The sequence below is a fragment of the Flintibacter muris genome, from assembly GCF_943192995.1.
Taxonomy (GTDB): domain Bacteria; phylum Bacillota; class Clostridia; order Oscillospirales; family Oscillospiraceae; genus Lawsonibacter; species Lawsonibacter muris.
Genome location: NZ_CALPCP010000080.1, coordinates 1 through 6,591, shown reverse-complemented (window position 1 = coordinate 6,591; position 6,591 = coordinate 1). Strand labels below are relative to the sequence as shown.

9 protein-coding genes are annotated in these 6,591 nt (G+C 54.1%); 8 read left to right on the top strand and 1 reads right to left on the bottom strand.

Features of this window, described 5'->3' with window-relative positions:
- Window positions 1-82: 82 nt before the first annotated feature.
- The 7 genes from NFS22_RS22825 to NFS22_RS22795 all read left to right on the top strand — a co-directional run bounded on the left by NFS22_RS22825 (window position 83) and on the right by NFS22_RS22795 (window position 4,318).
- Window positions 83-757, top strand: a complete 675-nt coding sequence (locus NFS22_RS22825; protein WP_251319933.1) for a CD1107 family mobile element protein — start codon at window positions 83-85, stop codon at window positions 755-757.
- Entirely contained in the window at window positions 754-927 is a 174-nt protein-coding gene (locus tag NFS22_RS22820; protein WP_251319932.1) for a hypothetical protein, read from the top strand. Before NFS22_RS22825 ends, NFS22_RS22820 begins: the two co-directional genes overlap by 4 nt.
- A 4-nt stretch (window positions 928-931) precedes the next feature.
- Window positions 932-1,282 (top strand): cysteine-rich VLP protein, encoded by a 351-nt coding sequence (locus tag NFS22_RS22815; protein ID WP_478293312.1) that lies wholly within the window; start codon window positions 932-934, stop codon window positions 1,280-1,282.
- A gap of 133 nt (window positions 1,283-1,415) precedes the next feature.
- Window positions 1,416-2,012, top strand: coding sequence for a defense against restriction DarA-related protein (locus NFS22_RS22810; protein ID WP_251319931.1), 597 nt, complete (start codon window positions 1,416-1,418; stop codon window positions 2,010-2,012).
- 1 nt (window position 2,013) lies between these two features.
- Window positions 2,014-2,364 (top strand): plasmid mobilization protein, encoded by a 351-nt coding sequence (locus tag NFS22_RS22805; RefSeq protein WP_420908908.1) that lies wholly within the window; start codon window positions 2,014-2,016, stop codon window positions 2,362-2,364.
- A 156-nt stretch (window positions 2,365-2,520) separates the two neighbouring features.
- The gene (locus tag NFS22_RS22800) at window positions 2,521-2,811 is read left to right on the top strand and encodes a hypothetical protein (protein ID WP_251319930.1); all 291 of its coding nucleotides are present in this window, start codon (window positions 2,521-2,523) and stop codon (window positions 2,809-2,811) included.
- A gap of 160 nt (window positions 2,812-2,971) precedes the next feature.
- Window positions 2,972-4,318: a relaxase/mobilization nuclease domain-containing protein gene (locus NFS22_RS22795; protein ID WP_251319934.1), complete on the top strand. Its 1,347-nt coding sequence runs from the start codon at window positions 2,972-2,974 to the stop codon at window positions 4,316-4,318.
- Between the two features lie 188 nt (window positions 4,319-4,506).
- On the opposite strand, the gene NFS22_RS22790 is transcribed toward NFS22_RS22795, so the two are convergent.
- Window positions 4,507-4,863, bottom strand: coding sequence for a helix-turn-helix domain-containing protein (locus NFS22_RS22790; protein ID WP_251319929.1), 357 nt, complete (start codon window positions 4,861-4,863; stop codon window positions 4,507-4,509).
- A gap of 392 nt (window positions 4,864-5,255) precedes the next feature.
- Between NFS22_RS22790 and NFS22_RS22785 the strand changes: the two genes are divergently transcribed.
- Window positions 5,256-6,086: a class I SAM-dependent methyltransferase gene (locus tag NFS22_RS22785; RefSeq protein ID WP_251319928.1), complete on the top strand. Its 831-nt coding sequence runs from the start codon at window positions 5,256-5,258 to the stop codon at window positions 6,084-6,086.
- Window positions 6,087-6,591: the final 505 nt, after the last annotated feature.

Below are 6,591 nucleotides of genomic sequence, written 5' to 3'. Positions count from 1 at the left end.
TGGTGCTCCAGCGCATCAAGGCCGGGGACGCTTTGGGACAAAATGTCCCGAAGTCCGCCGGGCCGGAAAAGGAGGACACAGAATGAAAAGAAAGAAATATCGTGTAGTGGCGGCGGCTCTGTGCGCCGCTTTTTTGCTGTGCGGCATTACGACCACGGCCTACGCCGGGGGCGGCGAGGAATGGGAGGACGGTACGGGCAGCCCGGAGTGGGAGGGGCTTGACCCCGTGGAGCCCCCGGCCACCCCGGAGCCGGAACCCGAGCCCAACCCCTTTACCCCGGACGGGCAGGGGACGATGGTGGATAATGCCACCGACCAGGACGGCAAGGAATTTTTCACTATCATGGCGGCGGACGAGTCCGTGTTCTATCTGGTGATTGACCGCCAGCGGGAGACGGAAAACGTGTACTTCTTAAACGCCGTCACTGTGGCCGATTTGATGGCCCTTGCGGAACCCTCCCCGGAGGCCGTCCCCGAACCGCTCCCGGAGCCGGAACCCGAACCTGCTCCCGAGCCGGAGCCCGAGCCCGAGCCGAAAAAATCCGGCGGGGCGGGGACGCTCCTGCTGGTGCTGGCGGTGCTGGCCCTCGGCGGCGGGGCCGGGTGGTACTTCAAGATTTACCGCCCGAAACAGCAGGCCGCCGCTCCCGGCGAGGATTTTGACGAGGCCGGGGAATACGGCGAGGACTATGGCGGCGGTGAGTATGACGACCTCCCCCCGTGGGATGAGGAAGAAGAAGAGGAGGACGGAGAATGAATTTCACATCGAACCCTTTGGAACGGGAAATAAAACGCCGCCCACGGCCCCGGGCTCCCCGCCCGGAACAGCCCCGGGAGGGCTCCCGGTGCTGTGGCTGTCCCTACTGGCGCGGCATCCCCTGCGGCTCCTGCTTTCAGAGCCTTTTGAAAAAGCCGGGCGGGAGGTGATATTTTGCGCGAGCTGACCCGTGAGGAAAAGGCCGCTATCCGCTCCCTTGTAGTGAAATGGTGCGCCAACTATGACCAGGAAATGGGATGCTTGCCTTTGGACTGTGAGTGCTATATGCTGGGGAAGTGCTGGACGGGGGCTTACTGCCGCTACTTCCGGGAGGCGGTCCTGCCGCTGAACCCGGTGCTGGAGGCCGCCCTCAATACCGAGGGGCCCGCCCCGGAAACGCGGCCCTGTCCTGTCTGCGGGCGGCCCTTTCTCCCGGACGGGCGGCGGCGCTATTGCTCCGAGGCCTGCTCCAAGGCCGCGAGGCAGAAGAAACAGCGGGGATATATGCGGAAATACCGGGGGTGATGTGTGAGCATTTAGGGGTATAAAAGCCCGCTGTTTTCAAGGCTTTCCGGGGCCGCTTTTGGGGCGGGGCGTACTTTTACACGTCCTGCCCCGATTTCCCCGGATGATGCTAACATTTCGAGAGGAGGTTCCTATGGACAGAAATCAAGGTTATACAATCTTAAAGGCCGTCATGCTGGAGAATGGCCGGGGCTTTGCGCTGGGGGAGCATCCCCGGGCCCCCTCCCCCTTTGTGACGTGGGCCTGCTATGATGACGAACACGGCGCAAGGCAGTATGAATGGGGGCATTATGGCAGTGACCGGGCCGCGCTGGAGCAGGACTTGCTGGAGCGTGTGGAAAACTACCAGCAGCAGTTCTCCGTCAAGGTGGCGCAGATTGAGGCCCCCGGCCTTTACAAGTATTATTCCACCCAGCGGCCCGTTGACATCGGTACGTTCCCCAAGCCTGCAGGCAACGCCCCGGACGAGATCGAAAACTACGACAAGCGCGTATCCGTGGAGGGCGGCGCGTTCCTTGCGTGGGGGCATCTGACCTACACAAAGCCTTTGACGGAAAAGCAGGCGGCGGACTATGAGCTCCGGCCCGCCCCGGAGGTGTCCGGCCTGCTGCGGGACGGCGGCAGGCCCCGCCCGATTGCCGAACAGATGAAAGAGGCGGCAAGGCTGGCCGGGGAACGGCAGGCCCCCTCTGCGCCTAAACGGAACGCGCCCGACCGGGGCGACAGATAGCGTGGCTGGCAAAAAGCGCCGCCGCCCCATCCATCTCCATGTGATGGTATCTGAGGAAGAGCAGGCACTTATCCAGGAACGCATGGCCCAGGCGGGCATCCGCAACATGGGGGCCTATATGCGCCGGATGGCCCTCTGCGGCTATGTGCTCCAGATTGACCTTGCCCCCGTCCGGGAGCTGGTGTCCCTCCAGCGGCGGTGCTCAAACAATCTTAATCAAGTGGCTGTCCATGCCAACACCTACGGGGGCATCTACCCCGAGGAAATATCGGCCCTCCAGCGGGACTACTCCGCTTTGTGGGGGCCTCTGTCCGATTTGCTGAAACAGCTTTCCGCGCTGGTGGAGCTGTGATTTGCTGGGGAGCGGTGCTGTGCCGCTCCCCGGCTTTTTTGTACTTCGGGACATTTTGTCCCAAAGGTGGGGGGGATGGACAACGATATAAAAATGTGCTACACTTACTTTCCAGAATGATTATATATCAAAAAACTATTGATTGGAGAGATACTTATGAAATCCAAAGCAGCCAAATGGCTTGATATAGTTGTCGAGTCTATAAATTATATCGTTGTAAATTATGCGCTATCGAACATGGCGATGTTATTTCAATACAACTTGTTATTCATTCTATTTTTTGCATCCGAAGTATGGGCGACAGCTAATTACTGGTCAAAGGCTAATAAGTTGAGCAAAAACAAAGTTGTTTCAACAACTCTTTTAATTGTCTGCTATATAGTTCATATTGCTTTAATATATTTTGTTGGGCGCATTGTGGGGGACATTACCCCATTCAAACAGTAAATTTCTACCCTCATAACTTCTTGTTCTTAACGACTTGACATCATCAAAGACAGCGGTGAATTGCCTGCTGTCTTTTTTCATGGCAAGAGGAGGTGCTACTACGGCCACAACTTACATCCGGCCCTACAAGCAGGCGGCGGGACTGAGCGCCGTCCAGACGATGGAGGAGCGGTTCGCCTACGGGCTCAATCCCCAAAAGCTGGGGGCCGTGTCCTCCCACCTTTGCGACCCGGCCACAGCCGCCGCCGAGTTCCTGTTGGTGAAAAGCGAATACCAGGCGGCCACCGCCCGGCCCGTGGAGCGCGGGGCTCTGTTCTTCCAGATACGGCAGGCGTTCCCGCCCGGCGAGGTGACAGCGGAGGAGGCAAATAAGCTGGGCTTTGAAACGGCGATGCGCTGGACGAAAGGCAAGTACCAGTTTTTCGTCTGCACCCATACCGACAAGGGCCACATTCACAACCACATCTATTTCAATTCCACGGCCTTTGACTGCTCCCGGAAATTCCATAATTTCCTCGGCTCCAGCTTTGCCCTCCGGCGGCTGTCTGACCGGGTATGTCTGGAGCATGATTTGTCCGTGATACAAAATCCCAAACAGCACAGCAAGGGCCGTTTCCTCCACTATGGCCAGTGGGTAGGGGAAAAACCGCCCTCCGCGCAGCAGCGGGTGCGGCTGGCAATCATCGCGGCTCTTGAAAAAAAGCCCGCCGACTTTGCCGCGTTCCTGCGGCTAATGGAGGAGTCCGGCTTTGCCGTCAAGCGCGGGCGGGGCGGCGTGGTGTCGTTCCTCGCGCCAGGGCAGAACAAGTACACCCGGCTCCGGGCATCCACCCTCGGCGCGGGCTTTGACCCCGAGGACATCCGGGCGGTTATCGCCGGGGAGCGGCCCCTCCCGGAGCTCCCCAAGGACGCGCCGCCCCCGATCCGGCAGGTGGGGCTTATCATTGACATTCAACAGCGCATGGCCGAGGGCAAGGGCCCGGCTTATGAACGCTGGGCGAAAGTCTACAACCTAAAGCAGATGGCCGCCGCCCTCCAGTTTCTGCAGGAGAACAATCTCACCGACTATGACGCGCTGGCGGCAAAGACCACGGCGGCAGTTGACCGGGCCCACGCGCTGGCCGGGGAGCTCCAGACCACCGAGGCCGCCCTCTCCAAAGTCTCCGGGCTGATGGGGGCCGTGGTGGACTATGCAAAGGCCCGGCCCGTATTTGACGGCTACAAGGCGGCCCGGTACTCGAAAAAGTATCTGGCCGAACACGAGGCGGAGCTTGCCACCTACCGGGCGGCCCGGGCCGCTATGAATGAATTGTTAGGCGGTGAAAAGCTCCCCAAAATGGACGCGCTGAAAAAACAGCGGCGGGAGCTGGCGGATAAGAAAAAGGCCCTCTATGCCGAGTATCGGCAGGCCCAGCGGGATATGCGGGAGGCCGTGGCGGTCAAGGCCAACATCGACCATCTGCTCGGCCTTACGGACGGGCGCACTGATAAGGAACAGACGCGATAGCGGCGGTGACGCAGCCAACCCCTTTGGGACATTTTGTCCCAAAGAGCCGGGTTTGGGGAGGCTCCCCAACAAGCATTTTTGCGGGCCCCCGGCCCAGCAAAAATTTCGGAGTGTGGCCACACCCGAATTGCTTGCCGTTTCGTACGCTCCACTATACATGGCGCGAAAAACGGAGGCCGCGCTTTTCCTTACGCTCCCTCCGTTTCTCTTGCCTTTCTGATACCCTCTGCGGCTCCCTCTATGATGATAAGCTCCTTTTCGTCCATGCCGTTCAGCATCCGGTCAATGTGTTTCCGGCGCTCACTCCTGCCGCCCAGCTTGTCCGGGTAGAAAAATTCATCTACGGAAATGTCAAAAAGGGTGACGAGCTTGTAAAAGGCGTTGAGGCTGGTGTGCTGGCCCCGGTTCTCAATATACATGATGGAGCGCGGGGTGAGGTCTACAAGCTGGGCCAGGTGCTCCTGCGTCCAGCCCTTGGCTTTTCGTCTGCGCTTGATTTCTTGGCCCAAGGCATGACAGTCCAGGCGCTTTTCATATTGGTACATTCTCACATCACCTCTATATTATTTTACATTTCGGGGTGGGATATGAGAACGAAACACGATTTTATTTTTAAGTAGCATTTAATTTCACTTTTTTGGATATACCATTGACAAAAGAAAATCCATCTGATAGAATAAAACAATAAAATTAAAAAAGAAAAGGTGATGGAGTCCGGCACATCAGATGTCACATAATCAGTGGCATGGGCGTGACTGGAAAAGAGTAGATAAAATCAACTAAATAGGTTAAGAAACAACTGTTTTTACAGTTTTGTTTCTGCGCCTACTGTTTGATTTTATTTTACTCTTATCTATCTTTCATCTTTTTAAGGAAGTTAGCCGTAGAGTAAAATCTACGGCTTTTTATTTTGTCCAATTACGAAAGGAGAGCTTGTATGCTAACAGAATTAACACCGCTTTTCAAAAAGCCACCTCTCTATACTAAAACAGAGATACCTTTTTGGGATGATGAACACATTTCACTACAGATGCTTAACGCCCATCTAAATCCAAACTATGATGGAGCAAGTAGAAAATTGGAGTTTATTGAAAAATCAGTTGATTGGATCAGCAAAATACTTCCCTCAGAACACTATCCATCAGTACTTGACATTGGATGTGGCCCCGGTCTTTATACTGAGCGGTATGCAAAAAAGGGGTATAGGGTTGTAGGTGTTGATTTTTCACACCGTTCTATAAATTATGCTCAGATGAGCGCAAAGAGAAAAGGACTACCTATTGACTATTTTTATCAAGACTATCTGAAATTATCTTTAGATAAAAAATTTGACTTCGCAACAATGATTTACTGCGACTTCGGGGCATTATCGACAAATGACCGAAAACAATTATTGAAAATCATTTACCAACATCTCAAACCCGGCGGAAGGTTTTTGCTGGATGTATTTTCTCTCACCCAGCTTGAAAATTTTCAAGAAAGCCAAACATGGGAAGTCTGTCCTGACGGCGGCTTTTGGTGTCCAGAAAACTACATCGCATTAAACAGGGCTTGTAAATACCCCGATAATGTAACACTTCGCCAAACATTGGTTATCGCAAAGAAGAAAGTAAGCAATTACTATTTGTGGGATACTTACTTTTCTAAAAAAGCACTGGAAGATGAGGCAGTTGGTAGCGGTTTCAAAATATGCGAATATTTTGGTGATGTATCTGGTAGCACATACAGCGAACACAGTTCAACTCTTGCAGTTTTGTTGAAGAAATAATTTGTACTGGCAGTCACCCTGGCGATTAAAAAAAACCGTAAATCGGCAGGGTGATTTGCTATGCCCATTTCAAGTTGTTTTGGCGAGTGACGGTTTTGAAATAACCGTCATTTTTCTTTAATATGGACTGAATTATTTGAGACATGGCGGTATTTAGGAGATGTCGCTATGTTTCTTTCTATATTTGTCCCACTTAACTTGTCAAAAAAAGTTTAGCCCCTCCACCGGGTTACTCTGGCCAGCAACACGAAATTTGCAAGTACATAAAGAACTGCGTCATTTCATGCGCCCGCACAGTACAACGCTGTGCGGGCGTTGTCGTTTCTTGTCGTTTCTACTTTGGGACAAACAGTCCCAAGGTGCGGGGCGGCTCCCCCGGGTGTCGCTCCCCGCCGTCCTCCATATCGTTTCCCGGCAACCCAACCACAAAAAACGATATGGAGGTACATACAATGACTATCATCAACTTGCGCGACTTTTACTACTGGTACACCCAGGACGAATA